General features: G+C 66.8%; 23 protein-coding genes. 17 read left to right on the forward strand and 6 right to left on the reverse strand.

Annotation, left to right across the window (positions count from 1 at the left end; genetic code table 11):
- The first annotated feature begins 2 nt into the window (after nt 1–2).
- The 7 genes from ACT7B3_RS05600 to ACT7B3_RS05630 all read left to right on the forward strand — a co-directional run bounded on the left by ACT7B3_RS05600 (nt 3) and on the right by ACT7B3_RS05630 (nt 7145).
- Nucleotides 3–1187 (forward strand): multidrug effflux MFS transporter, encoded by a 1185-nt coding sequence (locus ACT7B3_RS05600; protein ID WP_445157158.1) that lies wholly within the window; start codon nt 3–5, stop codon nt 1185–1187.
- Entirely contained in the window at nt 1180–1914 is a 735-nt protein-coding gene (locus tag ACT7B3_RS05605; RefSeq protein WP_445157159.1) for a TSUP family transporter, read from the forward strand. The genes ACT7B3_RS05600 and ACT7B3_RS05605 overlap by 8 nt, the downstream gene beginning before the upstream one ends.
- Before the next feature lie 137 nt (nt 1915–2051).
- The gene (locus tag ACT7B3_RS05610; RefSeq protein WP_445157160.1) at nt 2052–3068 is read left to right on the forward strand and encodes a substrate-binding domain-containing protein; all 1017 of its coding nucleotides are present in this window, start codon (nt 2052–2054) and stop codon (nt 3066–3068) included.
- Between the two features lie 72 nt (nt 3069–3140).
- Complete coding sequence (gene pstC / locus ACT7B3_RS05615) at nt 3141–4511, forward strand: phosphate ABC transporter permease subunit PstC (protein ID WP_086508411.1); 1371 nt, start codon at nt 3141–3143, stop codon at nt 4509–4511.
- Nucleotides 4512–4517: 6 nt separating this feature from the next.
- Nucleotides 4518–5888 (forward strand): phosphate ABC transporter permease PstA, encoded by a 1371-nt coding sequence (gene pstA, locus ACT7B3_RS05620; RefSeq protein WP_445157161.1) that lies wholly within the window; start codon nt 4518–4520, stop codon nt 5886–5888.
- A gap of 2 nt (nt 5889–5890) precedes the next feature.
- Complete coding sequence (gene pstB / locus ACT7B3_RS05625) at nt 5891–6703, forward strand: phosphate ABC transporter ATP-binding protein PstB (RefSeq protein ID WP_445157162.1); 813 nt, start codon at nt 5891–5893, stop codon at nt 6701–6703.
- Between the two features lie 88 nt (nt 6704–6791).
- Nucleotides 6792–7145, forward strand: coding sequence for a metalloregulator ArsR/SmtB family transcription factor (locus ACT7B3_RS05630; protein ID WP_444678085.1), 354 nt, complete (start codon nt 6792–6794; stop codon nt 7143–7145).
- A 7-nt stretch (nt 7146–7152) separates the two neighbouring features.
- Here ACT7B3_RS05630 and ACT7B3_RS05635 read toward each other — a convergent pair whose 3' ends face one another.
- Together ACT7B3_RS05635 and arsB are read right to left on the reverse strand one after the other, a co-directional pair.
- Nucleotides 7153–8355 carry an MFS transporter gene (locus ACT7B3_RS05635; protein WP_445157163.1) on the reverse strand — a complete coding sequence of 401 codons (1203 nt, stop codon included), beginning with the start codon at nt 8353–8355 and terminating at the stop codon, nt 7153–7155.
- Nucleotides 8356–8407: 52 nt separating this feature from the next.
- Nucleotides 8408–9478 (reverse strand): ACR3 family arsenite efflux transporter, encoded by a 1071-nt coding sequence (gene arsB / locus ACT7B3_RS05640; protein WP_445157164.1) that lies wholly within the window; start codon nt 9476–9478, stop codon nt 8408–8410.
- 131 nt (nt 9479–9609) lie between these two features.
- On the opposite strand from arsB, the gene ACT7B3_RS05645 reads away from it, so the two are divergent.
- Both ACT7B3_RS05645 and ACT7B3_RS05650 read left to right on the forward strand, forming a co-directional pair.
- A complete protein-coding gene (locus tag ACT7B3_RS05645) occupies nt 9610–10224 on the forward strand; it encodes an ABC transporter ATP-binding protein (protein WP_445157165.1) in 615 nt (204 codons plus the stop codon).
- Nucleotides 10221–11024 (forward strand): ABC transporter permease, encoded by an 804-nt coding sequence (locus ACT7B3_RS05650; protein ID WP_445157166.1) that lies wholly within the window; start codon nt 10221–10223, stop codon nt 11022–11024. Before ACT7B3_RS05645 ends, ACT7B3_RS05650 begins: the two co-directional genes overlap by 4 nt.
- 92 nt (nt 11025–11116) lie before the next feature.
- Here ACT7B3_RS05650 and ACT7B3_RS05655 read toward each other — a convergent pair whose 3' ends face one another.
- Nucleotides 11117–12304 (reverse strand): acetyl-CoA C-acyltransferase, encoded by a 1188-nt coding sequence (locus ACT7B3_RS05655; RefSeq protein WP_445157167.1) that lies wholly within the window; start codon nt 12302–12304, stop codon nt 11117–11119.
- Between the two features lie 164 nt (nt 12305–12468).
- Between ACT7B3_RS05655 and ACT7B3_RS05660 the strand changes: the two genes are divergently transcribed.
- From ACT7B3_RS05660 to ACT7B3_RS05675, 4 genes are all read left to right on the forward strand, one after another.
- Nucleotides 12469–13074 (forward strand): TetR/AcrR family transcriptional regulator, encoded by a 606-nt coding sequence (locus ACT7B3_RS05660; RefSeq protein ID WP_445157168.1) that lies wholly within the window; start codon nt 12469–12471, stop codon nt 13072–13074.
- A 220-nt stretch (nt 13075–13294) separates the two neighbouring features.
- Complete coding sequence (locus ACT7B3_RS05665; protein ID WP_445157169.1) at nt 13295–14971, forward strand: AMP-binding protein; 1677 nt, start codon at nt 13295–13297, stop codon at nt 14969–14971.
- Between the two features lie 17 nt (nt 14972–14988).
- On the forward strand, nt 14989–15756 hold the full coding sequence (locus tag ACT7B3_RS05670; RefSeq protein ID WP_444678078.1) for an SDR family NAD(P)-dependent oxidoreductase: 768 nt from the start codon (nt 14989–14991) through the stop codon (nt 15754–15756).
- Nucleotides 15757–15994: 238 nt separating this feature from the next.
- Entirely contained in the window at nt 15995–17806 is a 1812-nt protein-coding gene (locus ACT7B3_RS05675; RefSeq protein WP_445157170.1) for an acyl-CoA dehydrogenase C-terminal domain-containing protein, read from the forward strand.
- Nucleotides 17807–17962: 156 nt separating this feature from the next.
- On the opposite strand, the gene ACT7B3_RS05680 is transcribed toward ACT7B3_RS05675, so the two are convergent.
- Together ACT7B3_RS05680 and ACT7B3_RS05685 are read right to left on the reverse strand one after the other, a co-directional pair.
- The gene (locus ACT7B3_RS05680) at nt 17963–19003 is read right to left on the reverse strand and encodes an alpha/beta fold hydrolase (RefSeq protein WP_445157171.1); all 1041 of its coding nucleotides are present in this window, start codon (nt 19001–19003) and stop codon (nt 17963–17965) included.
- Nucleotides 19000–19302 (reverse strand): winged helix-turn-helix domain-containing protein, encoded by a 303-nt coding sequence (locus ACT7B3_RS05685; RefSeq protein ID WP_445157172.1) that lies wholly within the window; start codon nt 19300–19302, stop codon nt 19000–19002. Before ACT7B3_RS05685 ends, ACT7B3_RS05680 begins: the two co-directional genes overlap by 4 nt.
- A 211-nt stretch (nt 19303–19513) precedes the next feature.
- Here ACT7B3_RS05685 and ACT7B3_RS05690 point away from each other — a divergent pair, with 211 nt between their 5' ends.
- Complete coding sequence (locus ACT7B3_RS05690) at nt 19514–19774, forward strand: hypothetical protein (protein WP_445157173.1); 261 nt, start codon at nt 19514–19516, stop codon at nt 19772–19774.
- A gap of 21 nt (nt 19775–19795) precedes the next feature.
- On the opposite strand, the gene ACT7B3_RS05695 is transcribed toward ACT7B3_RS05690, so the two are convergent.
- Nucleotides 19796–20257, reverse strand: a complete 462-nt coding sequence (locus tag ACT7B3_RS05695; protein ID WP_445157174.1) for a DUF721 domain-containing protein — start codon at nt 20255–20257, stop codon at nt 19796–19798.
- A gap of 239 nt (nt 20258–20496) precedes the next feature.
- On the opposite strand from ACT7B3_RS05695, the gene ACT7B3_RS05700 reads away from it, so the two are divergent.
- The 3 genes from ACT7B3_RS05700 to argJ all read left to right on the forward strand — a co-directional run bounded on the left by ACT7B3_RS05700 (nt 20497) and on the right by argJ (nt 24954).
- Nucleotides 20497–20820, forward strand: a complete 324-nt coding sequence (locus ACT7B3_RS05700; RefSeq protein ID WP_445157175.1) for a hypothetical protein — start codon at nt 20497–20499, stop codon at nt 20818–20820.
- 85 nt (nt 20821–20905) lie between these two features.
- The gene (secA, locus tag ACT7B3_RS05705; RefSeq protein ID WP_445157176.1) at nt 20906–23638 is read left to right on the forward strand and encodes a preprotein translocase subunit SecA; all 2733 of its coding nucleotides are present in this window, start codon (nt 20906–20908) and stop codon (nt 23636–23638) included.
- Nucleotides 23639–23724: 86 nt separating this feature from the next.
- Nucleotides 23725–24954 (forward strand): bifunctional glutamate N-acetyltransferase/amino-acid acetyltransferase ArgJ, encoded by a 1230-nt coding sequence (gene argJ / locus ACT7B3_RS05710; protein WP_445157177.1) that lies wholly within the window; start codon nt 23725–23727, stop codon nt 24952–24954.
- Nucleotides 24955–25052: the final 98 nt, after the last annotated feature.

A 25052-nucleotide genomic window follows, 5' to 3' on the forward strand; every position in this document is an offset into this window, starting at 1 on the left:
CCTTGATTCTCACCGCTCGACGCGTGGCCATACTGGCTGCCGTGAACACGGCCCTGGCCCCCTTCGCCATCGATGCCTACCTCCCGGCCATGGCGGTGCTGGCTGACCACATCGGCACCAGCATTCACCATGCCGAACTCTCTATCAGCGTGTTCCTGGCCGGCTTCGCCATCGGCCAGCTGCTGTTCGGGCCGCTCTCCGACCGCTATGGCAGGCGGCCGATCCTGCTCGGCGGGCTGGTGGTGTTCCTGCTGGCCAGCTTGGCGATCACTTCCATCGGCTCGCTGGGTGAGCTGCTGGCCTGGCGTTTCGTGCAGGCCTTGGGCGGTGGGGCCTGCGTGGTCAATTCAGCGGCCATCGTGCGCGACTGCTTCAGCGGACGCGAGGCCGCCAGCGTGCTCTCGACCATGGCCATGGTGATGATGCTGGCGCCGCTGGTGGCGCCGGTGGTGGGCAGCGGGCTACTTTATCTCACCGACTGGTGGCTGATCTTCGTATTCCTGGCGGCGTACGCCGCCTTCCTGCTGTGGCTGATGGGCACGCAGCTGCCCGAGACGCGCCCTCCCGGCCAGCCGGCCGCCTCGTTTCGCCAGGTGCTTGGCCACTACGCCAGCCTGATGCGTCATCGTGAGGGCATGGGATATGTCTGTGCCGTGGCGGCGTCGTTTGGCGGCCTGTTTGCCTTCGTCACCGCCTCGCCCTTCGTCTACATGGAGCACTTTGGGCTGTCGCCGGCCAGCTATCCCTTCGCGCTAGGCTGCAATGTGGTGGTCATTGCCGCCTCTAACCGGATCAACATTGCCCTATTGAAGCATCGGGCGCCGCTGCAGAATCTCTTCCTTGGCCTGGGGCTACAGGGCATTGCGGTGCTGCTGTTGGTCGTGGCCGTGGCGCTGGGTCTGGCGTCCCTGCCCGTGGTGGTGGTGCTCGTCATGCTCTATTCCGGCATGCTCGGGCTGGTCACGCCTAACGCCATGTCGCTGTTGCTGGATCGCTTCGGCCATGTGAGCGCTACGGCTACCGCCTTCATGGGGGCGGCAAAATTCGGCGCGGCGGCGCTAGCCGGGGTGATGGTGGGGGTGTTCGAGATCGAGGGCCTATGGCCCATGGTGCTGACCATGCTGGCGGCCTCGCTGTTCGGTAACGTCATGCTGTCGCGGCTGGCCGGGCGCCCCGTGCATGCCTGACGCCTTCCTTCTGTGGCTCGACATGACGCCGATCACCTGGTTCGGCTGTGCCTTGGTGCTTGCCTTGGGCGCCTTCGTGCAGCGCGCCACCGGCTTCGGCCTGGCGGTGGTCGGTGCGCCTTTGCTGCTGATGCTCGAGCCGCGCCTGGTGCCGGTGATCCTGGTGCTGTTCGGTTTCACCGTGTCGCTGATGACGGTGCGTCACTACCGTCACGAGGTGCGGATCGGCGAGATCGGCATGGCGTTGATCGGGCGCCTGCCCGGCAATGCCCTGGGGCTGTGGCTGTTGCTCGCCGCCCCGATGGCGATGCTGGAAAAGTTCATCGCCTTCAGCGTGCTGTTCGCCGTGGCGGTGACGCTGTTTCGCCTGCGCCTGCCGGTCAACCGGGCAAGCCTGTTCGGCGCCGGCGTGGTCTCGGGCATTTTCGGCACCGTGGCCGCCATCGGCGGGCCGCCCATGGTGCTGCTGATGCACGGCCTGTCGCCGGACCGGCTGCGCGGCAACCTGTCGGCATTCTTCATCCTCACCGCCAGCCTGACGCTGGTGACCCTGGCGCTGGCCGGCCAGGTGCGCCTGTGGCACCTGGGGCTGGCGCTCACCTTCCTGCCGGCGGTGCTGGCCGGCAATGCCCTGGCTGATCGTATCGCCCACCGGCTCGACCGCCGCCGCCTGCAGGGCGCTTCACTCGCCTTGTGTACGCTGGCGGCACTGGGCCTTCTGCTGTAGTTCGTTACGCTTCGTTCGCGTGTCATCTTTCTGCAATCAAGCGTCTCCAGAATCACTCCTGCGAACGGCCCTCGGGCCAAGACGACACTGCCAGGCCGTGGGGTCTGTCGGATCAAAACGCAGAGAGGATCGTGAAGATGAGCTTCAAGAAGAGCACGCTGAGCATGGCGATCGCCGCTTCCCTCGCCGCCGGTCTGTCGACCGCCGCCCAGGCCCGCGATACCATCCAGATCGCCGGTTCCTCCACGGTGCTGCCGTTTGCCAGCATCGTTGCCGAGGAGTTCGGTGCTTCCTTCCCGCAGTTCAACACCCCGGTGGTGGGGTCCGGTGGCTCCGGCGGCGGCCTGCGTCAGTTCTGTCAGGGCGTCGGCGAGAACACCATCGACATCGCCAATTCCTCACGCGCCATTCGTTCCGGCGAGCTCGAGAACTGCGCTGCCAACGGCGTCAACGAGGTGCTCGAGGTCATGTTCGGCTATGACGGCATCGTCTTCGCCTCGCGCGCCGACCGCGGTGAGTTCGCCCTGACCCCGCAGCACGTCTTCGCCGCTGCCGCCGCTCAGATCCCCCAGGACGGCCAGCTGGTCGCCAACCCCTATACTCGCTGGTCCGAGATCGACGCCGATCTGCCCGACCAGGAGATCGTGCTGGTCATCCCGGCCTCCAACCACGGCACGCGTGAGGTCTTCGAGGAGAAGGTGCTGCACGCCGGCTGCGACAGTTACGCCGAGATCGAGGGCGATGCCTGTAACAACCTGCGCGGCGACGGTCGCATCATCGAGATCGCCGGCGACTACACCGAGACCCTGGCGCGACTGGATGCCCAGGCCGATGCGGTGGGCGTCTTCGGTCTGAGCTTCTATGACCAGAACCGTGACCGTCTGCAGGTGGCCACCGTCGACGGCGTGACGCCGAGCCTGGAGACCATCGGCTCCGGCGAGTATCCGGTATCGCGTCCGCTGTTCTTCTACGTCAAGGGTGAGCACCTCGACGTGATTCCCGGCCTGGCCGAGTACACCGAGTTCTTCCTCAGCGATGCCATCTCCGGCTTCGGCAGCCCGCTGGAGGATGCCGGTCTGATTCCGATGGACGACGACGAACGTGCCCAGGCGCTGGAGCAGTTCCAGGCGCGCACCGTGGTCTCCGCCGAGTAACACGGGAGCCGTAACGGGGAGCGGCAGCCGCCGCTCCCCGACTCGGACGCAAGAGCGCAAGCTGGAGAGACGATGAATCTTGTCTTGATCGCTACCGTGTTGATCGTGATGGCCATGGCCTATCAGGTCGGGCTGTCTCGCAGCAGGGCGGTGGCAAGCGGTGGGGTGCGCCTGCACTCTCGCCCCGGATATTACGGTGTGCTGGTCGCCCTCTGGTGTGGGCTGCCGGCACTGCTGCTTTTTGGCGTCTGGCTGCTGCTGCAGGACGCCATCGTCGAAGTGCTGGTCATCCAGCAACTGCCGGCCGAGCTGGCCGGGTTGAGTGAGCGCGAGACCCAGGTGCTGATGCGCCGCATCGGGGCGCTGGCCTCGGGGCAGGGCGTGAGCGGAGAGGTGCAGGCCTTCGAAGTGGCCGCCGCCCAGCAGATGGCCCGCCTCGAGAGCATGGGGCGGCTGGCCATGATCGCGGCCATGGCCGTACTGGCCGTCGTCGGCCTGGTCGCGGCGCAGCGGCGCATTGCGCCGCAGCTGCGTGCGCGCAACCATGTCGAGCGGTTGATCACGGCGCTGCTGGCGTTGAGTTCCGGCGTCGCCATTCTGACCACGGTGGGGATCGTGCTGTCGCTGGTGGGCGAGGCGCTCCATTTCTTCCGCTACATCAGCCCCGCGGAGTTCTTCTTCGGCACCGTCTGGAACCCGCGCTTCAGCACCTCCGGTACCGGTCAGCAGGGCGAGTTCGGGCTGTTACCGCTGCTGTGGGGCACGCTCATGGTCAGCGCCATCGCGCTGCTGGTGGCAATTCCGCTGGGGTTGATGACGGCCATCTACATGGCCGAGTATGCGCCGCCGTGGCTGCGCAACGTGGCCAAGCCGATCATCGAGGTGCTGGCAGGCATCCCGACCATCGTGTACGGCTTCTTCGCCCTGATCGTGATCGGCCCGTTCCTGTCCGGGCTGGGCGACATGCTGGGAATCGGCATACGTGCCACCAGCGCGCTGACGGCGGGGCTGGTGATGGGGATCATGATCATCCCCTTCGTCTCTTCGCTCTCCGACGACATCATCACCCAGGTGCCGAAATCGCTGCGCGACGGTGCCCTGGGGCTCGGTGCCACCAAGTCGGAGATGATCCGCCAGGTCGTGCTGCCCGCCGCGCTGCCGGGCATCGTCGGTGCCTTCCTGCTGGCCGCCAGTCGGGCCATCGGCGAGACCATGATCGTGGTACTGGCCGCCGGCAACAACCCGGTGCTGCATGCCAACCCCTTCGAGGCGATCTCCACCATCACCGTGACCATCGTCAACCAGTTAACCGGCGACATGGACTTCTCCAGCCCGCAGTCGCTGGTGGCGTTCGCGCTCGGTCTCACGCTGTTCGTCATCACCCTGGGGCTCAATGTGATCGCCCTGGTGGTGGTGCGCAAATACCGTCAGCAATATGAGTGACGCCCCGTGACCGCTACCAATTTCGACATTGCCGATACCCGACGCCGTCAGCGCCTCGCTACCATCCAGCGCTCGCTGAACGCCCGCCATGCCCGCGAGCGTCGCTTCAGGTTCATGGGCCTGGCCGCCGTCGTCACCGGCCTGGTGCTGGTGGCGATCCTGTTCACCAGTATCCTGGGTCGCGGGCTGCCGGCCTTCTGGCAGGCCACCCTCTATCTCGACGTCTACCTCAACCCCGAGATCATCCAGGTGGACGAGCGACCGGTGCGCCAGGCAGGGGAGAGCCCGGCCCAGTTTCGGGAGCGCGAACTCGCCTGGCTGAATCAACTTGGCCTGGTCAACTGGAATGCCCTGATCGACGAGGCGCTCAAGGCGCATCTGCCGGGGGAGATCGAGTCGCGCCAGGCCCGCGACCTGCGTGCCCTGGTGGCCAGCGGTGAGCGCTTCGCCCTGCGCGACCGTGTCATCGAGAATCCCGGGCTGATCGGGCAGACCATCACCGTCAAGATGCTGGCCAGTGCCAACGTGGACGTCTGGCTGAAGGGCAACATCGACCGCAGCCTTCCGGACCACCGCCAGCAGCTGAGCGCCCAGACCCGAGAATGGGCGGATCACCTCGAGGCTCAGGGCGTGATTCGCAACGCCTTCAGCACCTCACTGTTCCTCAATACCGATTCGCGCAGCTCGCCGGCCTCGGCGGGTCTGGCCGGTGCCTTCATGGGCTCGCTGTTCATGATGCTGATCGTCATCCTGCTGTCGGTGCCGCTGGGGGTGGCCAGCGCCATCTATCTGGAAGAGTTCGCCCCCCGGAACCGCCTGACCGATCTCATCGAGATCAACATCAACAACCTGGCGGCAGTGCCTTCGATCATCTTCGGCCTGCTGGGGGCGGCGATCTTCATCGGCTATCTGCGCCTGCCGCTTTCCGCGCCGCTGGTGGGCGGCCTGGTACTCACGCTGATGACGCTGCCCACCATCATCATCGCCACGCGTTCGGCGCTGCGCGCGATTCCGCCATCGATTCGCCAGGCGGCGCTGGGCATCGGTGCGTCGCGGGTGCAGACGGTCTTTCACCACGTGCTGCCGCTGGCACTGCCGGGAATTCTCACCGGCTCGATCCTGGGCGTGGCCCAGGCGCTGGGGGAGACGGCGCCGCTGCTGCTGATCGGCATGAACGCCTTCGTGGCCAACGTCCCCAGCTCGCCCATGGACCAGGCCACGGCGCTGCCGGTGCAGATTTACCTGTGGCAGGGCAACGAACTACGCAACTTCTTCGAGGCGCGCACCTCGGCGGCCATCATCGTGCTGCTGGGGCTGATGCTGAGCCTCAATGCGACGGCCATCTGGCTGCGCAAGAAATTCGAGACGAGGTGGTAACCATGACTGTATCCGTCACCGTGCCAACGGCCCTCAACAAGCGCACGGCGCAAGCGGCGAGCGTCAAGATGAGCGCCCGCGGCGTCAAGGTCTTCTACGGTGAGAACGAGGCGCTGCACGGCATCGATCTCGATATCATGGCGCATGAGGTGATCGCGTTCATCGGTCCGTCGGGCTGCGGCAAGTCGACCTTCCTGCGCTGCCTGAACCGTATGAACGACACCATTGCGGGGAGTCGCGTCGAGGGCCAGGTGACTCTCGACGGCAACGACATCTACGACCCCTCGCTCGACGTGGTGCTGCTGCGTGCCCAGGTCGGCATCGTGTTCCAGAAGCCCAATCCCTTCCCCAAGTCGATCTACGAGAACATCGCCTACGGCCCGCGCCTGCACGGTCTGGCCCGGCGCCGTGCCGAACTCGACGACATCGTCGAGAGCAGCCTGCGGCGTGCCGGGCTGTGGGACGAGGTGAAGGATCGCCTCAACGAGCCCGGTACCAGCCTCTCCGGCGGTCAGCAGCAGCGCCTGTGCATTGCGCGCACCATTGCGGTGAGCCCCGAGGTGATCCTGATGGACGAGCCCTGCTCGGCCCTCGATCCCATCGCCACGGGCAAGATCGAGCAGCTCATCGACGAGCTGAGCGAGAGCTACACCATCGTCATGGTGACCCACAACATGCAGCAGGCGGCGCGGGTGGCGCACAAGACGGCCTTCTTCCATCTGGGCGACCTGGTCGAAGTGGGCGATACCGACGACATCTTCACCAACCCGCGCGAACAGCGCACCCACGACTACATTACCGGTCGCTTCGGCTAGGCTGGGGTGCAGGCTCGAGGCGAACGCTGACGCCCGGGACGCCACTTCGCTAGAATGGGGGCTCCTATCGCGCCGTTGGAGACGTCTCGTGCCCGAGCTCGATCCCGTTCGCCTCTTCAAATGCCTTGCCGACGAGACCCGCCTGACGCTGACTCTGCTGATTCGTGAGGAAGGGGAGCTGTGCGTCTGCGAGATGACTCACGCCCTGCAGGAGTCGCAGCCCAAGGTCTCGCGGCACCTGGCGCAGCTGCGCGCCTGCGGGCTGCTCAGCGACCGCCGCGAGGGGCAGTGGGTCTACTACCGCATCTCCGAGGCGCTGCCGGGCTGGGTGACCGAGGTGCTGGCGGCGGCGAAGGCAGGGGAGAGGCGGCGCCTGGTCGAGCTGCAGCGCCGCCTGCAGGGCATGGGGAATCGGCCCGAGCGGAGAGCCGCTCTCTGCTGATTCGGCTTCATGCCTGCCGTGCCGGCGCGGGTTCTGCCGAGCCGCTCACGCCACGCAGCGCCCACAGGCCGAGGATCGGTCCCGGCAGCAGCCACCACAGCACCCAGAGTTCCTGCAGCGACCACAGCGTGGTGGTCAGCGAGATGGCGGGAATGGTCAGCGCGAAGCCGATGGCGTTCATCACCGCCAGGGTGGAGCCGACCCGCTCGCGGGGAGCCGTCGCGGCGGCCAGGGCGGAGAACTGCGGCGAGTCGGCGATCACCGTGAGTCCCCACAGGAACAGCAGTGCCAACAGCAGGCCCGGCGGAGCCCAGGCCAGCAGCGGGTAGATCAGGCAGAGCGCACCGGAGGCCGTCAGTGCCCAGCGCGCCACCCACAGGCTGCCCAGCCGCCGGCTCAGCGCACCGCCCCCCACGCACCCCGCCAGCCCCAGCGCAATGATGCCGAAGGAGAGCCACGCCACCAGATCGGTGGAGGCCATGAGCCGTTCGACTTCGCGCATGACCAGGAAGGGCGTCAGCATCCAGAAGGCGTAGAGTTCCCAGCAGTGACCGAAGTAACCGCCGGCCACGGCGCGAAAGCGCTTCACCCCCAGCGCAGCGAGCCCCTCGGAAAGCCGCGCCTTGCCCGCGGAAGGCGGCAGGTGCGGGCCGTCGCCGAGCCGCAGCACCAGGGCGCCGCCCAGCAGGGCCAGCAGCGAGGCGCCCAGCAGCGGCCACTCCCAGGGCATGCCCAGCGTACTGCCACGCAGCAAGTGGGGCAGGGCGGTGCCCAGGGTGAGCATGCCCACCAGCCAGGCGAGCGCGGCGCCGGTGTGCCTGGGCGTCCAGCCGATCACCAGCTTCATGCCCAGTGGGTAGATGCCGGCCAGGCACAGTCCGGTGACGAAGCGCAGCAGCACCGCCAGCGGAAACTGGGTAGCCGCCAGCACGAAGGCGCCATTGACCAGCGCGCCGGCCAGACAGGAGGCGGCGAAGATGCGGCTGGCGCGAAAGCGGTCGGCAAGCCCGGTGGTGGCGATGAACAGGGTGCCGCAGATGAAGCCCGCCTGTACGGCGAGCGTCAGCCGGCCCAGGTCGACCTCGGAGAAGCCGAGATCCCGCGACAGCGAGAGGCCCACGCCGTTGACGGAGAACCACAGCGAGGTGCCACACAGCTGGGCGAGGACGATGACGGTAAGCGCATGGCGCTGCAATGAGGTGGCGTTCATGCTTGCATCATCATTGCGCCCCTTCGGCGAGGCAAGCCGCCATTCGTCGGTCTCAGGCCGGGGAGAAGCGATGGCGGGTGCGGTTGGCGATGCGCACCAGGGCCAGCATCAGCGGTACCTCCACCAGCACGCCGACCACGGTGGCCAGCGCCGCGCCGGACTGCAGGCCGAACAGCGCGATGGCCACCGCCACCGCCAGCTCGAAGAAGTTGCTGGCGCCGATCATTGCCCCGGGGGCGGCCACGTTGTGCGGTACCTTCCAGGCCTTGGCCCAGCCATAGGCGATATAGAAGATCAGGAAGGTCTGCACGATCAGCGGAATGGCGATCAGCACGATGTGCAGCGGGTTGGCGAGAATCACGTCGCCCTGGAAGGCGAACAGCAGCACCAGGGTGACGATCAGGCCGATGGGGGTGATCGGTCCGATCCGCTTCATGAAGACATCGTCGTACCACGCGCTGCCGCGCCGGGCGACCAGGGTGCGGCGCGTCAGGTAGCCGGCCGTAAGCGGGATGACGATGTAGAGAAACACCGACAGCGCCACGGTATCCCATGGCACCTGGATGTTGGAAACGCCAAGCAGCAGCACCACGATGGGAGCGAAGGCGAACAGCATGATCAGGTCGTTGAGCGAGACCTGCACCAGGGTGTAGGCGGCGTCGCCGCGGGTCAGGGTACTCCAGACGAAGACCATGGCGGTGCAGGGCGCGGCGCCGAGCAGGATCGCCCCGGCCAGGTATTGCTGGGCCAGCGGCTCGGGGATCCACGGCCGGAACAGCACCATCAGGAAGAACCAGGCGATGGCGAACATGGTGAAGGGCTTGATCAGCCAGTTCACCGTGGTGGTGATGACGAGTCCCTTGGGCTGGCGGCGAACGCCGAGTACCGCGGCAAAATCGATCTGCGCCATCATCGGGAAGATCATGGCCCAGATCAGAATGGCCACCGGAATCGATACCTGGGCGACCTCGAATCGGGCCAACGTCTCGGGTATGGCTGGGGCGAACTGGCCAAGCAGTACGCCCGCGACGATGGCCAATGCCACCCACACGGAGAGAAAGCGTTCGAAGCGTCCCATGCCTGCGGCAGGGGAAGGCGCCTGGGGGAGGGTGTCCTCGGACATGTGTCGCTCCTGCGCGAGATGGGCTTGGCGAAAGATATATGGTTTTCCATATGTGAGCAACGCCAGCCGGCGTGTCGAACCCGGCGCCTGCGCTGTTATGATTCGGCCAGTACCGATGATGGGGAAGCGATTTGGGCTCAACCGAACCTCTGCGGCTTGCTGGCGTCGGCATCGGCGCGCTGAGCGATATCGATCTCGGGATAGCACCCGGCGAGATCGGCTGCATCTCCGGCGCCAGCGGCTCGGGCAAGAGCCGGCTGCTGCGCGCCGTGGCCGATCTCGAGCCTCACGCCGGCGAGGTGTGGCTGGGCGAGCAGGCCCAGTCGCAAACGCCGGGGCATGCCTGGCGCCGCCAGGTGATGCTGGTGCCGGCCGAGAGCCACTGGTGGGAGGAGAGGGTGGGGGAGCACTTCGCCCAGCGCCCCGCAGAAAGCGAGCTCGAGGCGCTGGGCTTCACGCCCGATACCCTGGAATGGCAGGTGAGCCGACTCTCCACCGGCGAGAAGCAGCGCCTCGGGCTGCTGCGGGCGGTGAGCCTCGAGCCGCGGGCGCTGCTGCTCGACGAGCCGACCGCCAACCTGGATGACGCTACCAGCGAGCGGGTGGAAGCCTGGCTGGTCGCGCATATCCGCTCCCGCGGCTGGCCCACCCTGTGGGTGGCCCACGACCGCGCGCAGATCGCCCGGGTGGCCAGTCATCACTGGCGGATTGCCGGTGCGCGGCTCGAGGAGTTGGAGCCCGCATGAACCTGATCGAACTCTCCTGGTGGCAGCTGGCGCTGGCAGCACTGATGGTGGTGGTGCTTGCCGGCTGCACCGCCGCCATGCGCCTGGGCATGAGCCGCAGCCTGCTGGTTGCGGCGCTGCGCACCGTGATTCAGCTGGCGCTGGTGGGCCTGGTGCTGGAGGCACTGTTCGCCGCCGAACGGCTGGTATGGGTGGTGCTGATGGCGCTGGCGATGCTGCTGATTGCCGGACGCGAGGTGATGGCGCGCCAGAAGCGCCGGCTGCTGGGCGGCTGGGCCTTCGGCATCGGCACGCTGTCGATGTTTCTCTCCTCGTTCACCGTCGCCGTGCTGACGCTGACCGTGATCATCGGCCCAGAGCCCTGGTACCGGCCGCAGTACGCCATCCCGCTGCTGGGCATGCTGCTGGGCAACACCATGACCGGCGTCGCCCTGGCGCTGGATCGGCTGACCGATACCGCCTGGCGGCAGCGCGGCGTGATCGAGAACCGGCTGATGCTCGGTCAGCCCTGGCAGGAGGCGATCGGCGACATTCGTCGCGAGGCGATGCGCAGTGGCTTGATGCCGATGATCAATGCCATGGCCGCGGCGGGCGTGGTCAGCCTACCGGGCATGATGACCGGGCAAATACTGGCCGGCACCGCGCCGGGCCTGGCGGTGAAGTACCAGATCCTGATCATGTTCGCGATCACCCTGGGCACCGGCTTCGGCACCCTGGCGGCGGTTTCGGCGGGCAGCCGGCGGCTGTTCGACTCCCGCGAGCGGCTGCGCCTCGACCGGCTCTCGATGCCTCGCGCCTAACCCAATGGCGGCCCAACACCTGCACATGAAAACGCCCGCCTCCTGTCGAGGAAGCGGGTCGTCGGTGCGGCGCTCGATCAACCGATCAGGTGCTAATCCACGAGTTCGATGGCCACCGCGGTGGCTTCGCCGCCGCCGATGCACAGGCTGGCGATGCCGCGCTTGCCACCCTTGGTGCGCAGGGCGTGGATCAGGGTTGCGATGATGCGCGACCCGGTGGAGCCGATGGGGTGGCCCTGGGCGCAGGCGCCGCCGAAGACGTTGACCTTGTCGTGCGGAATGTCGAGCCCGTCCATGGCCAGCAGCGTGACCACGGCGAAGGCCTCGTTGATCTCGAACAGGTCGACGTCGGCCACGCCCCAGCCCAGCTTCTTCATCAGCTTGTCGATGGCGCCCACCGGGGCGATGGTGAACTCGCTGGGGTGCTGGGAGTGGGTGCTGTGGCCGAGCATGCGGGCCAGCGGCTTGCTGCCGAGCCGGTCGGCCGCGGCCTGACTGGCCAGGATCAGCGCCGAGGCACCGTCGGAGATGGAGCTGGAGTTGGCCGCGGTGATGGTGCCGTCCTTGGCGAAGGCGGGGCGCAGCTGGCGGATCTTGTCGAGCTTGGCCTGGAACGGCTGCTCGTCGTGCTCGACCACGCTTTCACCCTGACGGCCGGTGACGGTGACCGGGGCCATCTCGGCCGTGAGATGACCGGCATTGGTGGCCGCCATGGCCCGCTCCAGCGAGGCGATGGCGAAGTCGTCCAGGCGCTCGCGGGAGTAGTCGCGCTGGCTGGCGATCTCCTGAGCGAACACGCCCATCAGCTTGCCGGTTTCGGCGTCTTCCAGGCCGTCGAGGAACATGTGATCCTTCAGCTCGCCGTGGCCCAGACGGTAGCCGGTGCGCGCCTTGGTCAGCACGTGCGGCGCATTGGACATCGACTCCATGCCGCCGGCCAGGATCACCTCGCCGCTGCCGGCGCGGATCAGGTCGTGGGCCAGCATGGCGGCCTTCATGCCCGAGCCGCACAGCTTGTTGATGGTGGTGGCGCCGATGCCGTCGGGAATGCCGGCCTGACGCATGGCCTGGCGAGCCGGCCCCTGCTTGACGCCGCCCGGCAGCACGCAGCCCATGATGCCCTCGTCGATGCTGCCGGCCTCGATGCCGGCGCGCTCGATGGCGGCGCGAATAGCCACGGCGGCAAGCTCGGGGGCGGTGATGCTGGAGAGGCTGCCCAGCATGCCGCCCATGGGGGTGCGGGCCGCGGACAGAAAGACGATGTCGGTGGGGCTGCTCATGGTGGCGATCTCCTGATGGTTCATCCGTTATGATTGTCGTCGAGCCGAACACAGCCTGACCAGTTCGATCATTTCCTGGCGCGTTCTGGCGGTATGTCGCGTTGACCTGTCGGCAGGGCTATGCTTTTCTCAAGATCAACCAAGCAAGCGCTAGTGTAAACCCGATGAATGCCATTAACGAGTCCCCCCGCCGCAAGGAACTGACCCGCCTGGCCGCTCAATTGTTCGTCCAGGAGGGCTTCGATCGGACCACCGTGCGCATGCTGGCCCAGGAGATGGGCATCAAGTCCGGCAGCCTGTTCCACCATTTTCGCGACAAGCAGGAGATTCTCGCCGCCGTCATCGAGGAGGGCACTCAGAACGCGCTAACGCTGGCCCGCCAGGCCCTGGAGGAGTGCGATGATTCCGCCGAGGCACGCCTGCACGCCATGGCCCGGGCGCATCTCCAGACCCTGCTGACCGATCGCAACGCCCATGTGGTGGCCCTGTACGAATGGCGGCGCCTGGACCCGGAGGCGCGCGACCATCTCATCCACCTGCGCGACGCTTACGAGGAGCTGTGGGAGCGGGTAATCGACGAAGCCCTGAATGATGGCCTGATCCACGGCGACCGCTTCCTGGTCTCGCGCTTCGTCATGGGGGCGCTCAACTGGACCGTGCGCTGGTACGACCCCGACGGGCCGCGCAAGCCCGAAGACCTGGCCCATGAGCTGATCGCCATGATCACGCCCTCCGCTGTGCCCGCGCGGGCGGAATCGACCAAGGTCTAGCCGTTTACCGCTCGCCAGGGGTTGCCCCGCTGTGGCTTTGCTTCTAGCTTGTACCTAGCGCTTGCTAGGTTGACGCTTACGTCAACTGTACTATGCAAACTGTACGGTAAAAGATTCGACGGTACCGAATAGACTTTGCAGAGTGACGCGGCTGCCAGCCATGGACGTGGCAGCCGTCCCAAGCTCCTACAACAAGCACAACAGGCCAAGAGGGCAGTCAATGAGCACGCAATCCCTTCCTGCGTATTCCGCCTACTACGAGCGTTTCTCGATCGATGAAGTCATCGCCCGTCTCGACGACCACGGCGACGGCAAGTTCAATGCCTACGAATCCTGCTGCGGTCGCCACCTGCGTGCCGGCCGTGGCGATGTGCTGGCGCTGGTCCACGAGGATACCCAGGGTCGCGTCAACCGCCTCACCTACGCCGAACTGGAAGCCCGGAGCGCGCGGCTGGCCGGCTGGTTCGCAGAGCGCGGTCTGGGGGTTGGCGACCGCATCGCCTGTATGCTGCCGCGCTCGCCGGAGCTGCTGGTAGCGGTGCTCGCCACCTGGCGCATCGGTGCGGTCTACCAACCGCTGTTCACCGCCTTCGGCCCCGATGCCGTGGACTATCGTCTTGGTCGCGCCGACACCAGACTGGTGATCACCGATCACGCCAACCGCTTCAAGTTCGACGGCCTCACCCAGTGCCCCGCGGTACTGGCCGTGGGTGGCCCGAGCGAGGGGCACGCCGACGACCTCGACTGGCGTGATGCCCTTGCGCACTCGCCGTTCCAGGCCACCCCGCCGCGGCTTGCGCCAGATGCGCCGTTCCTGCAGATGTTCACCTCGGGTACCGTGGGCAAGCCCAAGGGGGTGGCGGTGCCGCTCTCCGGCATGCCGGCCTTCGCGCTCTACATGGAACTCGCCATCGACCTGCGCGAGAGCGACCGCTTCTGGAACATGGCCGACCCGGGCTGGGCCTACGGCCTTTATTACGCCATCGCCGGGCCGCTGCTGTTGGGCGTGACCACGCACTTCTGCGAAGCGGGCTTCAGCGCCGACGGTGCGCTGGCGTTCATGCAGCGTCACCGTATCACCAACTTTGCCGCCGCCCCCACCGCTTACCGGCTGATGAAGGCCTCGGGCCTGTTCGACAATGCCCGCCAGGCGCTGGAGCTGCGCGTGGCCAGCTCCGCCGGCGAGCCGCTCAATACCGAGGTGGTCACCTGGGTCGAGCGTGCGCTGGGCTGCCCGGTGATGGATCACTACGGCCAGACCGAGACCGGCATGACCTGCTGCAACCATCATGCGCTGGAGCACCCCAAGCACGTCGGTGCCATGGGCGTGCCCATGCCCGGCTACCGGCTGGCGATTCTCGATGCCGAATACAACGAGCTGCCCCCGGGCGAGCCGGGCGTGCTGGCGGTGGATATCGAGCGTTCGCCGGCGCACTTCTTTCAGGGCTACACCTGGCAGGAGAAGCACCCCTTCGCCAACGGCTACTACCTCACCGGCGACGTGGTGGTGCGCAACGAGGACGGCACCTTCCAGTTCGCCGGCCGCGATGACGACATCATCACCACCGCCGGCTACCGCGTCGGTCCCACCGACGTGGAGAACACCGTGCTGACCCATCCGGCGGTGGCGGAATCAGCCGCGGTAGGTCAGCCCGACGAGATCCGCGGCGAGATCATCAAGTCCTATGTCGTGCTGCGCGAAGGCTTCGAGGCGAGCGATGCGCTGGCCGAGGAGATCCGCCAGCGGGTGCGCGAGCGGCTCTCCACCCACGCCTTCCCGCGGGTGATCGAATTCGTCGATGCCCTGCCCAAGACGCCCAGTGGCAAGATCCAGCGCTTCAAGCTGCGTGCCGATGCTGCCGACAAGGCGGACACGGCCGAACCCGCAGCGAAATGAACCGGGAGACCCCCTGAATGCAAGTGAAGGACCGTACCTTTCTGATTACCGGCGCCGCTTCCGGGCTTGGGGCGGCAACCGCCGAACGACTCGTCGCCGCGGGCGGCCGGGTGGTGCTGTGTGACTTGAGCGACGCCGTCGAGCGTCATGCCGAGGCGCTGGGGGAGGTGGCTCGCGCGGTGCGCGGCGACGTTACCTCGGCCGACGATATGCAGGCCGCGGTGGAGGCAGCCGTGACCCTGGGCGGCGACGCCGGCCTGGCCGGCGTGGTGCACTGTGCCGGCGTGGTCAGCGTGGCCAAGCTGGTCGACCGCCAAGGCCAGCCCGCCGATCTCGATGCCTACGCACGAACCGTGCAGATCAACCTGGTCGGCACTTTCAACGTGATGCGCCTGGCGGCGGCTGCGATGGCGAAGAATTCGCCAGGCGAGGATGGCGAGCGCGGCGTGATCGTCAACACCGCCTCCGTTGCCGCCTTCGACGGCCAGGTGGGACAGTGCGCATACAGTGCCTCCAAGGCCGGGGTGGTGGGCATGAGCCTGCCCGCGGCGCGCGAGCTGTCGCGCCACGGCATTCGTGTGATGGCGATCGCCCCAGGGGTGTTCCAGACGCCGATGATGAGCGAGATCCCCGACGAGGCCGCCCAGGCGCTGGCCGCCTCGGTGCCGTTTCCCAAGCGGCTGGGACATCCCGACGAGTTCGCCCGCCTGGCCGAGCAGATCATCACCAACCCCATGCTCAATGGCGAGGTGATTCGCCTCGACGGCAGCATTCGCATGCAGTGAAGGCAGTGCAGGAAGAACGCCCGCGGCCAATGGCTGCGGGCGTTCTCTTATTTCTCCCCAATAAAATTGCGACTAAAGTCCTAGCCTGAATCGCGCCCAATTTCAAACAAGCGCTTGACTAGCGTCGATGCGGCGGCTAGTTTCAAACACATGTTTGAAAGCGGCTGCCGCCGCCCCCCACGCGCCTACGTTCGGCGACTTATTTGTGGTTCGGCGACCAATTTTGTGGAGAGTTGAGATGCCCGATTATCAGGCCCCCCTGCGCGACCTTCGCTTCGTGATGGATGAAATGCTGGACTATCCCGCTCACTATGCCAGCCTGCCGGGCGGGGAAGAGGCGTCGCCCGACGTGGTGGCGGCGATTCTCGAAGAAGGCGCTCGCTTTGCGCGCGACGTGCTGCTGCCGCTGAACCAGAGCGGCGACCAGGAGGGCTGCCTGCTGGAGGGGGGCGAGGTTCGCACTCCCAAGGGCTTCAAGCAGGCCTACCAGCAGTATGTCGAGGGCGGCTGGCCGAGCCTGGCTGCCGACCCTGCCCATGGCGGCCAGGGCCTGCCGCACTCGCTGGCCATGGTGCTCAACGAGATGGTCTGCTCCACCAACCTGGCCTGGGGCATGTACCCCGGCCTGTCGCACGGTGCCGCCGACGCGCTGCGCCATCATGGCACCGAGGAGCAGCAGGCCACCTACCTCACCAAGCTGGTGGAAGGCGTGTGGACCGGCACCATGTGCCTCACCGAGCCGCACTGTGGCACCGATCTGGGCCTGATCAAGACCCGTGCGGTGCCCACCGCCGACGGTGCTTACGAGATCACCGGCACCAAGATCTTCATCTCTGCCGGCGAGCATGACCTGGCCGAGAACATCGTGCACCTGGTGCTGGCCAAGCTGCCCGATGCGCCGGAAGGCTCCAAGGGCATCTCGCTGTTTGTGGTGCCGAAGTTCATGCCCGATGCCGATGGCAACCCCGGCGAGCGCAACGGCGTGGCCTGTGGTTCGCTGGAGCACAAGATGGGCATCCACGGCAACGCCACCTGTGTGATGAACTTCGACGCTGCCCGGGGCTTCCTCGTCGGCCCGCCCAACAAGGGCCTGGCCTGCATGTTCACCATGATGAACGCCGCCCGCCTGGGTGTGGGCATCCAGGGGCTGGGCCTGACCGAGGCGAGCTTCCAGAACGCTCTGGCGTATGCCCGCGATCGCCTGCAGATGCGTGCGCTTTCCGGCCCCAAGGCGCCGGAGAAGGCCGCCGACCCGATCATCGTGCATCCGGACGTGCGCCGCATGCTGCTGACCCAGAAGGCCTTCGCCGAGGGCGGCCGGATGCTGGTGCTCTACACCGCCCAGCTGCTCGACGTGGTCGAGCACGGCCAGGATGCCGTTGAGCGCGAGCGCGCCGAGACCCTGCTGGGGCTGCTGACGCCGATCGTCAAGGCGTTCCTCACCGAGGTGGGCTTCGAGGCCACCAACGAGGGCGTGCAGGTCTTCGGCGGCCACGGCTTCATCCAGGAGTGGGGCATGGAGCAGCTGGTGCGCGACGCCCGCATCACGCGCCTCTATGAGGGCACCACCGGTATCCAGGCGCTCGACCTGCTCGGCCGCAAGGTGTTGATGAGCCAGGGTGAAAGCCTCAAGGTCTTCACCAAGGAGATCCACAAGTTCTGCCAGGCCGAGGAAGGCAACAGCGAGCTGGCCGAATTCATCGCACCGCTGGCCAAGCTCAATGCCGAGTGGGGCGAGCTGACCATGGGCATCGGCATGAAGGCCATGAACGATCGCGAGGAAGTGGGCGCGGCCAGCGTCGACTACCTGATGTACTCCGGCTACGTGGCGCTGGGCTACCTTTTCGCCCGGGCGGCCAAGCAGGCCAAGGCCACACTGGCCGCCGGTACCCAGGAAACCGCCTTCTACGAGGCCAAGGTGCACACAGCCCGATTCTACTTCCAGCGCCTGCTGCCGCGTACTCGCGCCCATGCGCAGATGATCCAGGCCGGTGCCGGCTCCCTGATGGCGCTTGGCGCCGAAGACTTCGGGCTTGGCTTCGAGATCTGATTCACCAGGCATCTCTCTCGGTCAGAATGACTGATCGGTGGTTTGCGGCGGGCCTTGCCCGCCGCTTTTTTTATTTTTCAGAGTGAGCGCTCGAGCGGCGGCGGCCCCGTGTGCTGGCGGGGCGTGCCGTGCGTTGCTTCGTCGTGGCATCTGCGTTCAGTCGGCGCACAGGGTCGCTTGCAGGATCGCCGGGGCCACCTCCAGTCCGGAGGGCAGGGCGGCGTGCGGGTCGCGCAGCCAGGCCGCTAGATCCCGTTCGGTACGCTGGCGCTGGCTGTAGCGCGTGAGCATGTGGTAACCGCCGGGGTAGAAGGCGAGGCGGATCGCATCATTATCGGGCAGGCGTTCGATCAAGGCGCAGTAGGCCTGGGTGGGGATCACTTGGTCCTCGTCGCCGTAAAGGATCAGCGCCGGGCCGGGCAGGTCGTCGACTGCGTCCAGCGCCAGCCCCATGGTGTGCGTCAGGCCGTGCAGCGTGTCGATGCGGGCGCTGCGCAGAATCAGCGGGTCGCTGGCGAGCTGGCGCTTGATCTCGTCGTCGTCGGTAGGCTCGATGCCCAGCCGGCGGGTGGCGCGCACCGAGAAGGTGGCCTGTGGCATCAGCCGCACACCGAGCCACAGTCCCAGCCGCTGGTACCACGGCATGGTGTACGAGCCCCACACGGCGGGGGCGATCAGCACGCTGCCGTTCACCGGCGGGGGTGGCTCGGCGCTCATGGCCAGCAGCGTCACCGCCGCGCCCATGCTCTTGCCGACCAGATAGATCGGCGTGTCGGGGTGGCTCTCGTGCAGGAGGTTGGCCAACAGCAGCACGTCGTCACGCATCCGCTCGTGCCCGGCCCACAGTCGGCGCTGGTCGGTGGTGCCGAAGCCACGCTGGTCGTGGGCATAGACCTCGATGCCCAGCGGGTTCAGGGCCTGGGCCATGATGTCGAAGCTGCCGGCGTGGTCGTTGAAGCCGTGCACGGCCAGCACCACGGCCTCGGGTTGCCCGATGGCGGGCCAGTGACGCAGCGGCAGGCGGTAGCCATCGTCGGCGATCACCTGATGAGGCAGCAGCCGAGGCTCGCCCTGGGTGGGCCCCGGTGTCTGTTCCACCGGGCCGGCGCAGCCGCCGTTCGGCAGCAGCAGGGCGGCGAAGGCAAGCCGGCCCAGCGAGCGGCGAAGGCGCTGCGAGTACGAACGGCGAAGCGTCATGGCAACGCAGGATAGCCGAGTGCCGCTCGGATGCGCTCTGCGTGCTCGGTGACCCAGCGACTGTCGATCGGGCCCCAGTCGTCGATGCGGTAGCCACCGCTGTTGTGCCGCTCTCCTGGGGTGGCGGCGAAGCTGCAGTGGATGTCGAGCTCTGCCAGGGCCTTGAGTGTGTCCTGCGCGGTACGCCGCGGCATGCCGGTGGCCGCCATCAGCCCCGGCACGCTGTCGATGCCGAGCGTGACCAGGTGGGCGACGTAGAGCCGGCGATAGAAACTGGACTGGGTCTTGCTGAGCGACATATGCGTTCCCCGAGCTAGCTGGGCGAGGCGTTTGATGCGCTAGGTGAGGCCACAGCATAGCGTCAGCCGGGCGCGGCTTGCCAGCGCGTGGTATGGCGAAAGCGTCTCACTCTTCTACAGTGAGCTATAGCGGCAGCGGGCGGTTCGCTGCCGGCTTCGAAGGTATGTACACCCCCGCCGAGGTGGCGGGGCAAGGCGAAAGGAGATCGCGATGACGGTTCAACGAGTCAGCGAAGAGGAGCTGATGGCGCAGGTACAGCGCTGCATGTTCGGCGAGCGGATGGTGGTCGAGCATGAAGGCAAGTGCTTCTCGGCGCGCGTGCAGCATGTCGGCATGACGGGCGTGAAGGTCATACCCGAGACGCGTCTCGCCGAGCATGAAGGGGAGCCGGGCGACATGAACGGTGTCACCATTGCCTACCATGAGATTCGCGAGGTCGAGCTCGACGGCATCACCTACCAACGGCAGTAACCGCCTGCGGCGAGCCGCGGCTCAGTCCGGGCGCTCGGCGTGGGAAGCCAGCCGCTCCAGGGCGCGCCTGAGCCGCGGGTTCTCGGTGTCGGCGGCGCAGGCGGCGATCTCGTCGGCGGCCCGTGCCGGCAGGTGGCGTGTCTGCCTGAGCGGTGTCTTGAGCGGCCTGACCGGGCGTACCTTGAGGTGAAAGCCGCGCACCGGGGCGAACTCGGGCAGGCGGTGCAGCAGTTCCAGTAACCGCGCCTGCTCGTAGCGCAGCCAGGTCGACCATACGGCGCGGTCGGTGATCAGGGTCAGCCTGCCGTCGCGGAAGCCTCCTACGAACACATGCTCCCTGACCTCCTCGGGCAGATGCTCGCGCAGATGTTGCTGGGCGTGGGCGATCAGCCGAGCCGTGCGCATCAGCGGCGCCAGTTCACCCTTTCCGTCGAGCAGGCGAGACATGGACTGTGCGCGTGAACGCTTAACCTTTATACTCATGGGCTTATTTTCTCGACTCGGCGGCCCCTTGGCCGGGTGGCAGCGGCCGGTTAAGGGCCGACGCTTGGCAGCGGCACTCCTTCAGATCGTCGCCACCGTCGACCGTGTAACGTCGACTTTGACAGCTGACCGTGAACATTTGACCGTGAACAAGAGCCTACCACGCTCGGGAGCACTCCTACAGCATGACCTCGGACCCGCACGCCCGCCTCGCTGACGCCTCGTCCAGGGGAGGCGCGATGCGCTGTCGGGCGCGTTCGCGCTGGTGGCTGGCGGGGTTGCTGGTCAGCTGCCTGCTTCCTGCAGGCCTGACCCAGGCGGAAACCCTGCGCCTGGCCGAGCGCGTCGTGCAGACCTGCATTCTGGCGCCCACCCTGATGCGCGCCCGCTGCCGCTACGTGGCCCGGCGTCGCGCGCTGTTGCCTTGTCTTGCCCGCCGTCGGCGGGCCTTGCCGCGCCTCGCCTCGGTGTGGCGCAGCGCGCCCGTTCTCCGGCGACGCTGGACGGCGGGACACGACGTGCTGACCCGTCGTGGCCCACCCACGTACCCGCACTGCAGCTAATGGATAACCGCCAGTGGGCGGCCCGGCGGGATTCACCTGCCGGAGCCCGGCCGCTACAAGCGAATTGCAGCTTTTGGGTCCTTTCATGATCAATACATTGTTACGCAAGGTGGTCGGCTCCAAGAACGACCGTGAAGTCAAGCGCATGCAGCGCCAGGTCAATCAGGTCAGCGTGCTGGAGCCCCAGGTCGAAGCGCTCGACGATGCCGCGCTCAAGCAGCGCACCGTCGAGCTGCGCGAGCGGCTCGAGCGTGGCGAGAGCCTCGACGCCCTGCTGCCGGAAGCCTTCGCCACGGTGCGCGAGGCGGGCAAGCGGGTGATGGGAATGCGCCACTTCGATGTGCAGATGATCGGCGGCATGACGCTTCATCGCGGTCGCATCGCCGAGATGAAGACCGGCGAGGGCAAGACCCTGGTCGCCACCCTGGCGGTCTACCTCAACGCTCTGCCCGGCAAGGGTGTGCACGTGGTTACGGTGAACGACTACCTGGCACGCCGCGACGCAGAGTGGATGCGCCCGCTGTATGAATTCCTCGGGCTTTCGGTAGGCATCATCTACGCCGGACAGTCGGCCGAGGAGAAGCGCGCCGCCTACGCCTGCGATATCACCTACGGCACCAACAACGAGTACGGCTTCGACTACCTGCGCGACAACATGGCGTTCTCACTGGAGGACAAGGTCCAGCGCGGCCTGCACTTCGCGATCATCGACGAGGTAGACTCCATCCTCATCGACGAGGCGCGCACGCCGCTGATCATCTCCGGCGCGGTGGATGAGAACACCGAACTCTACAAGGTGATCGACCGCCTGGCGGCACACCTGGAGCGGGGTGAAGTCTCCGAGGATGCCGATGCGCCGGTGGATGGCGACTTCCTGCTCGACGAGAAGCAGAAGCAGGTGGAGATCACCGAGGCAGGCCACAACAAGGTCGAGGAGCTGATGCGGGCCGAGGGGCTCTTGGGTGAGCACGACTCCCTCTATGCCGCCCAGAACCTCAACCTGCTGCATCATATGCACTCCGCGCTGCGTGCCCGCCATCTCTATCATCGCGACGTCGACTACATCGTGGCCGATAACCAGGTGGTGATCGTCGACGAGCACACCGGCCGTACCATGCCGGGCCGGCGCTGGTCGGAAGGCCTGCACCAGGCGGTGGAGGCCAAGGAGGGCGTGCCGGTACAGCGCGAGAGCCAGACCCTGGCTTCCACCACCTTCCAGAACTACTTCCGCCTTTACGAGAAGCTGGCCGGCATGACCGGGACCGCCGATACCGAGGCGTTCGAGTTCCGCCAGATCTACGGCCTCGATGTGGTGGTCATCCCGACCAACCGTCCGCTGGTTCGGCGCGACCTCAACGACCTGGTCTACCTCTCGGCGGAAGAGAAGTACGAGGCGATCATCAAGGACGTCAAGGCCGAGACCGAAGCGGGGCGCCCGGTGCTGGTCGGTACCGCCTCCATCGAGACCTCGGAGTACCTGGCCGGGCTGATGAAGAAGGAGGGGCTGCGCTTCAACGTGCTCAACGCCAAGCAGCACCAGAGCGAGGCGGAGATCATCGCCCAGGCCGGGCGACCCGGGGCGGTCACTATCGCCACCAACATGGCCGGACGCGGTACCGACATCGTGCTCGGCGGCAACTGGGAAGCCGAGGCGGCCAAGCTCGACAACCCCAGCGAAGAGCAGATCGCCAAGCTGCGCGAGGAGTGGCGCGCACGCCACGAGGCGGTGCTCCAGGCCGGGGGCCTGCACGTGATCGGCTCCGAGCGCCACGAATCGCGGCGCATCGACAACCAGCTGCGCGGCCGCGCCGGCCGCCAGGGCGACCCGGGTTCGACGCGCTTCTTCCTCTCCATGGAAGACAGCCTGATGCGCCTGTTCGGCTCCGATCGGGTGCAGCGCATGATGAAGGCGCTGGGGCTGGAGCGTGGCGAGGCGATCGAGCACAAGATGGTCACCAACGCCGTGGAGCGGGCGCAGAAGAAGGTCGAGAGCCGTAACTTCGACATCCGCAAGCAGCTGCTCGAGTACGACGACGTGGCCAACGATCAGCGCCGCGTGATCTACGAGCAGCGCAACGAGATCCTGGCCGCCGACGACGTTTCCCAGAACGTGCTGGGCATTCGCGACGAGGTGCTCGACCTTGCCATCAGCGACTTCGTGCCGCCCCAGAGCCTGCCGGAACAGTGGGACCTGGCAGGCCTGCAGGAGCACCTGAAAGCCGAGTTCCACCTCGATGCGCCGCTGGTCGATTGGGCAAAGCAGGACCAGCGCTTCCACGAAGAGCAGCTGCGCGAGCGACTGCACGAGCTGCATCGCCAGGTCTACCAGGAGAAGATCGACACGGCCGGCGCCGAGTTGATGCGCCGCTTCGAGAAGCAGATCATGCTCCAGGTGCTCGACACCCGCTGGAAGGAGCACCTGCAGTCGATGGATCACCTGCGGCGCGGGATTCACCTGCGCGGCTATGCACAGAAGAACCCCAAGCAGGAGTACAAGCGTGAATCCTTCGAGCTGTTCCAGTCCTTGCTGACCAACATCAAGGCCGACATCACGCGCATCACCAGCCATGTGCAGGTGCGCAAGCCGGAGGAGGTCGATGAGCTCGAGCGCCAGCGCCGCGAGGCCCTGGAGCGCGAGAAGGCCTCGGCCGCCAGCCGCCACGATGCCGCGGAGCTCAGCGAGGGCGAGGCGCCGACCGGTCCCGCAGCCGGCGATGGCCGTCCGGTGCGGCGCGAGGGGCCCAAGGTGGGGCGCAACGACCCCTGCCCGTGCGGCTCGGGCAAGAAGTACAAGCAGTGCTGCGGCAAGCTGAACTAGTCACTGGCCTGCCTACCGGCACCAAGGCCCGGAAGGCCTGGTGCCGGTGGTGCCTCGGCCGAGCATTCACGTAGGAGTTGCGCAACATGGCAGTGGGTGAGACACGTTTTCCGGCCATGCCGGGCATCGAGGGACTGCGGCTGGGGACTGCCATGGCGGGCATTAAGAAGCCGGGCCGCCGCGACCTGGTGGTGATCGAGATTGCTGAAGGCGCGACGGTGGCCGGCAGCTTCACGCTCAACGCCTTCTGCGCCGCCCCGGTGACGGTGGCCAAGGCGAACCTGGCGGGCTGCCAGGCTCGCGGCGAGGGGGCTCGCTTCCTTGTCATCAACACCGGCAATGCCAATGCCGGTACCGGCGAGATCGGCCTGCGCGATGCCAGGGCCACCTGTGCCGAGCTGGCCAAGCTGGCCGGCGTGGGCGAGGACAGCGTGCTGCCGTTCTCCACCGGGGTGATCGGCGAGCCGCTGCCGATGGAGCGGCTGCTGGCTGGCCTGCCCGCCGCCCTGGATAGCCTGGGCGAGGGCGCGCAGGCCTGGCAGCAGGCCGGCGAGGGTATCCTGACGACGGATACGCGGCCCAAGGGGGTCAGCGTGACCCTGGAGATCGGTGAGCAGCAGGTGACCATCAACGGCATCAGCAAGGGCTCGGGCATGGTCAATCCCAACATGGCGACCATGCTGGCCTTCGTCGCCACCGATGCTGCCATCGAACAGTCGCTGCTGGATTCGCTGCTGCGCGAGACGGTGGATCGCTCGTTCAACTGCATCACCGTTGACGGCGACACCTCGACCAACGATGCCTGCATGCTGATCGCCACCGGGCGTGGCGCGACGGTGGCCAGCGATGAGCAGGTGGCGATCTTCCGCAACGGCCTGCAGCGCGTCATGACCGAGCTGGCCCAGGCCATCGTGCGCGACGGCGAGGGTGCCACCAAGTTCGTGACGCTGCAGGTGGGCGAGGCGGCCACGCGCAAGGAGGCGCTGGACGTGGCCTTCACCGTGGCCCACTCGCCGCTGGTGAAGACAGCGCTGTTCGCCTCCGATGCCAACTGGGGACGGATCCTGGCGGCGGTGGGACGCGCCCCGGTGGCGGATTTCGACGTCAACCGCGTGGTCATCGACCTGGGAGACGTGCGCCTGGTCGAACATGGCGGGCGCGCCGCGGGCTACACCGAGGCGCAGGGCAGCCGGGTCATGGCGGGTGAAGAGATCACCATCCGCATTGCGTTGGGGCGCGGCGAGGAGAGTGCCACGGTGTGGACCACCGATCTCTCGCATGACTACGTCAGCATCAATGCCGACTATCGTAGTTGAGTCAGGGCACCGTTGAGACGGGCTATCGTTGAGACACAGGGCCGACGACGATCCTCCTGCCGAAGCCGGCTTGGAACATGTGGAAGAGTGAATGAACG

Source organism: Halomonas sp. E14 (assembly GCF_052568415.1).

Excerpts from the sequence above, each read along its gene's own strand:
- argJ (WP_445157177.1), top strand. The coding sequence starts at position 23,725 with ATGGCAGTGGGTGAGACACGTTTTCCGGCCATGCCGGGCATCGAGGGA.
- ACT7B3_RS05695 (WP_445157174.1), bottom strand. The coding sequence starts at position 20,257 with ATGAGTATAAAGGTTAAGCGTTCACGCGCACAGTCCATGTCTCGCCTG.
- ACT7B3_RS05670 (WP_444678078.1), top strand. The coding sequence starts at position 14,989 with ATGCAAGTGAAGGACCGTACCTTTCTGATTACCGGCGCCGCTTCCGGG.
- ACT7B3_RS05660 (WP_445157168.1), top strand. The coding sequence starts at position 12,469 with ATGAATGCCATTAACGAGTCCCCCCGCCGCAAGGAACTGACCCGCCTG.
- secA (WP_445157176.1), top strand. The coding sequence starts at position 20,906 with ATGATCAATACATTGTTACGCAAGGTGGTCGGCTCCAAGAACGACCGT.
- ACT7B3_RS05655 (WP_445157167.1), bottom strand. The coding sequence starts at position 12,304 with ATGAGCAGCCCCACCGACATCGTCTTTCTGTCCGCGGCCCGCACCCCC.
- ACT7B3_RS05685 (WP_445157172.1), bottom strand. The coding sequence starts at position 19,302 with ATGTCGCTCAGCAAGACCCAGTCCAGTTTCTATCGCCGGCTCTACGTC.
- arsB (WP_445157164.1), bottom strand. The coding sequence starts at position 9,478 with ATGTCCGAGGACACCCTCCCCCAGGCGCCTTCCCCTGCCGCAGGCATG.
- ACT7B3_RS05650 (WP_445157166.1), top strand. The coding sequence starts at position 10,221 with ATGAACCTGATCGAACTCTCCTGGTGGCAGCTGGCGCTGGCAGCACTG.
- pstC (WP_086508411.1), top strand. The coding sequence starts at position 3,141 with ATGAATCTTGTCTTGATCGCTACCGTGTTGATCGTGATGGCCATGGCC.
- ACT7B3_RS05675 (WP_445157170.1), top strand. The coding sequence starts at position 15,995 with ATGCCCGATTATCAGGCCCCCCTGCGCGACCTTCGCTTCGTGATGGAT.
- ACT7B3_RS05665 (WP_445157169.1), top strand. The coding sequence starts at position 13,295 with ATGAGCACGCAATCCCTTCCTGCGTATTCCGCCTACTACGAGCGTTTC.
- ACT7B3_RS05610 (WP_445157160.1), top strand. The coding sequence starts at position 2,052 with ATGAGCTTCAAGAAGAGCACGCTGAGCATGGCGATCGCCGCTTCCCTC.
- ACT7B3_RS05700 (WP_445157175.1), top strand. The coding sequence starts at position 20,497 with ATGCGCTGTCGGGCGCGTTCGCGCTGGTGGCTGGCGGGGTTGCTGGTC.
- pstB (WP_445157162.1), top strand. The coding sequence starts at position 5,891 with ATGACTGTATCCGTCACCGTGCCAACGGCCCTCAACAAGCGCACGGCG.
- ACT7B3_RS05690 (WP_445157173.1), top strand. The coding sequence starts at position 19,514 with ATGACGGTTCAACGAGTCAGCGAAGAGGAGCTGATGGCGCAGGTACAG.
- ACT7B3_RS05635 (WP_445157163.1), bottom strand. The coding sequence starts at position 8,355 with ATGAACGCCACCTCATTGCAGCGCCATGCGCTTACCGTCATCGTCCTC.
- ACT7B3_RS05680 (WP_445157171.1), bottom strand. The coding sequence starts at position 19,003 with ATGACGCTTCGCCGTTCGTACTCGCAGCGCCTTCGCCGCTCGCTGGGC.
- ACT7B3_RS05605 (WP_445157159.1), top strand. The coding sequence starts at position 1,180 with ATGCCTGACGCCTTCCTTCTGTGGCTCGACATGACGCCGATCACCTGG.